Source organism: Paenibacillus germinis, assembly GCF_013141785.1.
Lineage (GTDB): Bacteria > Bacillota > Bacilli > Paenibacillales > NBRC-103111 > Paenibacillus_E > Paenibacillus_E phytorum.
In genome coordinates this window covers 1-3,161 of sequence record NZ_WHOC01000199.1, presented here as the reverse complement: position 1 = coordinate 3,161, position 3,161 = coordinate 1, and the positions used below count along the sequence as shown (strand labels likewise).

Sequence of the window (3,161 nt, the reverse complement as noted above, 5' to 3'; positions counted from 1 at the left end):
CGGGTTAACACGGGGAATCTGGTTATTGATGCCCTTGTCACAAACATTCTTAATATTGGACAAGCCAATGGCATAAGAATAGATACAAAGATTAACTTATGTTCACAAGTAGTCCATATTGACCGTTATGACTTATGTGTTGTCATTGGAAATATGCTAGATAACGCAATAGAGGCTTCTAAAAAGTTAAAAATCGCAGAAGATAGGTACATTCTTATAAAAATACATTCTACCGAGTCTACCCTTCTCATTCACATTATGAATCATATGGAGAATGAAGTTGCCCAATTAAACAGCCAAAAATTAAACCCGGAATTTCATGGTATTGGATTAACGAACATAGCTAGAATCTGTGACAAGTACGGTGGTCATATGACCATTGAAACGAAACATAAAGTATTTAATAATATGGTATTAATCCCATTTTACACCAACAATCCCTAAGCAACATGTTGTTTAGGGATTGTTTTTTTCGTTTCAGGGTGATTTTTAATATAACAGTCCTCTTCCTTGTATGATGAATTCAGCAAGTAAAATCTAGATAGAATACGAGGAGGAACAAATAATGAAGAAGATGGTTTCTATATTAATAACCACTCTGCTTATTGCAATACCGGTCACCTCTGCTTTTGCTCAAACGAATCCTGATACTGTGAAAGAAAAGGCACAGGGGCTGGCTTCGAAGATCGTGTCCGATTATGGTGTAAGTGGATTGCAGTATGCAATTATGGACCATGGATCCATTGTTTTATCGGGTAGCGCTGGTGTATACGATAAAGCGACCAAGAATCCGATAACCAAAGACACGATGTTTGGAATAGGCTCGGTAAGTAAAGTGTATGTAACTGCTGCAGCGATGATGCTAGCTGATTCTAATAAAATTGATATTGATAAACCACTAACCACGTATATCAAGGACTTTAAAATGGCAGATGAACGATACACAAAGATTACACCGCGCATGTTGATGAATCATTCTTCAGGACTTTATGGTAGTCACTACGAGAATAGCTTTTTGCTCGATGACAATGATACGAAAAATCATGATGAATTATTGGTCAAACTACAATCAGAAAGGTTAAAGTCAAACCCAGGCGAATCCTCGGTATATTGTAACGATGGTTTTCAACTGCTTGAAATCTTGATCGAACGAGTAAGCGGGTTAAGTTACAGCGAATTCATTGAAACCTTTATTAGCAAGCCTCTTCATTTAAGCTCTACTAAAACACCACGTGATTCATTTGATAGAGACAAGCTCGCAAAAACTTATTTTCCTGCGATAGATCAGGCTTTACCCGTTGAGAATGTCAATCTCATTGGGTCAGGAGGCCTCTACTCCACGGCCGAAGAATTAAGTAAGTTCGCTGAAGTATTGATCGGAAATCGAACGGATATTTTATCTGAGAAGTCAGCAAAGGCTATGCAAAGTCATGAATATAGAAAGGGAGTGTGGGTTTCTGAAGAGACAAACAGCATTAATTATGGTCTTGGTTGGGATGCCGTTCGTTTAGAACCGTTTAGTGATTACGGAATAACCGCTTTATCCAAAGGTGGAGATACGCAACTGTATCATGCTGTTTTGACTACCCTACCCGAACATGATATTTCTATAGCTATACTTTCATCTGGAGGGAAATCTATCTACAATGGTATTTTTGCATCCAATGTTTTATTGGAATATATAAGAGTCAAAGGCATCATTAAAGAGCTCCTGCCTGAAAAAACATTTGAACCTCCATTGAAAGTGGATATGCCGTCGGATTTGCTTGATTACTCTGGATTATACGGTAACGTAGGTAAAACGGTAAATCTGGAGTTCAAGAACGGAGAGATTGATTTACCCGCTCTAAGCGGATTGATACCGCCTCAAAAATATGTATATATAGGCAAAGGACAATTCAAAAACAACGATGGGAATGTAACCATAAGCTTTAACCAACCGAAGAATGGAAAAACCTATTTAAAACTTAGCAATTATTTGAATTTTCCGGGATTAGGTCAAACGGTTATGGTAACGTATGAGTATCAAAAGTTAGATTCCAATCCTCTAAATCAGTCAACTCAAACGGTATGGGAACAAAGAAATGGAAAAAATTACTACGCTTTGGATGAAAAGATAACTTCATTCAAGTATATGATTAAAGCGTTTTTGGCCTTAAATTTATCCGTTGATGTCAACCATGGATACGCATCCGGCACTCAAATTGTTGATAAGAATAAAGCAGTAAATGTATTTGATATTCCTATTTTTAGCGGAAGAGATGCTTTTGATTTGAATTTCTATAACATGGACCATACAGAGCAATTAATGATCGATGGAGAATCCTATATCAGTGAAGATGCTATTCAATCCATTTATGAAGGGAACGACTCGTTTTGCATCATACCATCGGGTGGTCAGGCTGTATGGTATAAAATTGATGATAAATCAGCCAATCGCGTCATGAACGTTGAGACTCCAGTAAGTGGGGGATTTGCCGTTTATGACGCGGAGGGGATGGTTGTGAACTTTTCAAAGGCAAGCAACAATCATACGGTAGTACTACCTGAAGGTGGGATGATCGTTTTTGGTGGTAATGAGGGCGATGTATTTAAAATTAATTTGAAGAATAAATAGACTACTCAACTTTGGTTGATACACTAACGATTATTGAGGTACTGTGTTGTACGATGTATATGCAGGAGGTAGGTGTGAAAGGCGGAACAGATATGCCGTATATATGAAAAACAAACCAGTTAACAGAGTATTTTAAGGATAAGAATTAATTTCTGGGATGCGAAAAAATGAGGAATTTACCGCTTGTTAGGACAGAATGGCGTTGGTAAAACAACAATTATGAAGATGATTACAAACTTATAATATTAATAGAGAAGAGGAACGTCTTATGAAAGTACGTAGTCAAATTACATTTGCAAGTCTGGCCCTTTTAATAACTGGAAGTTCCCTGCTATACACATCGCCAACCTCAATTGTAAAAGCAGAGCCCACTCAAAATGAATCTAGTTCTTTACAAACAAGCACTCAACAAGATCATAATTCCGTCAAGCAAGCTATGCGGGATACATTGCAACTTGGATTCCCGGGGATACTTGCTAAAACTTCTGAGGGTGGAAAAAAGTGGGGTTATGCCACTGGGGTAGCGAATCTGAGCACCAAGAAA

Annotated in this window: 2 protein-coding genes and 2 pseudogenes; all 4 read left to right on the top strand. The window is 37.8% G+C overall.

The features are described 5' to 3' along the window. A partial coding sequence (locus tag GC102_RS38900) for an ATP-binding protein (protein ID WP_171694279.1) occupies window positions 1-444 on the top strand: 444 nt, incomplete at its 5' end. Window positions 445-565: 121 nt separating this feature from the next. After that, window positions 566-2,617 (top strand): serine hydrolase domain-containing protein, encoded by a 2,052-nt coding sequence (locus tag GC102_RS38895; protein ID WP_171694278.1) that lies wholly within the window; start codon window positions 566-568, stop codon window positions 2,615-2,617. Between the two features lie 107 nt (window positions 2,618-2,724). After that, window positions 2,725-2,857 (top strand): annotated as a pseudogene (locus tag GC102_RS40850) (ATP-binding cassette domain-containing protein); the annotation flags it as partial. A gap of 28 nt (window positions 2,858-2,885) precedes the next feature. Next, window positions 2,886-3,161, top strand: a pseudogene (locus tag GC102_RS38890) (serine hydrolase domain-containing protein); the annotation flags it as partial.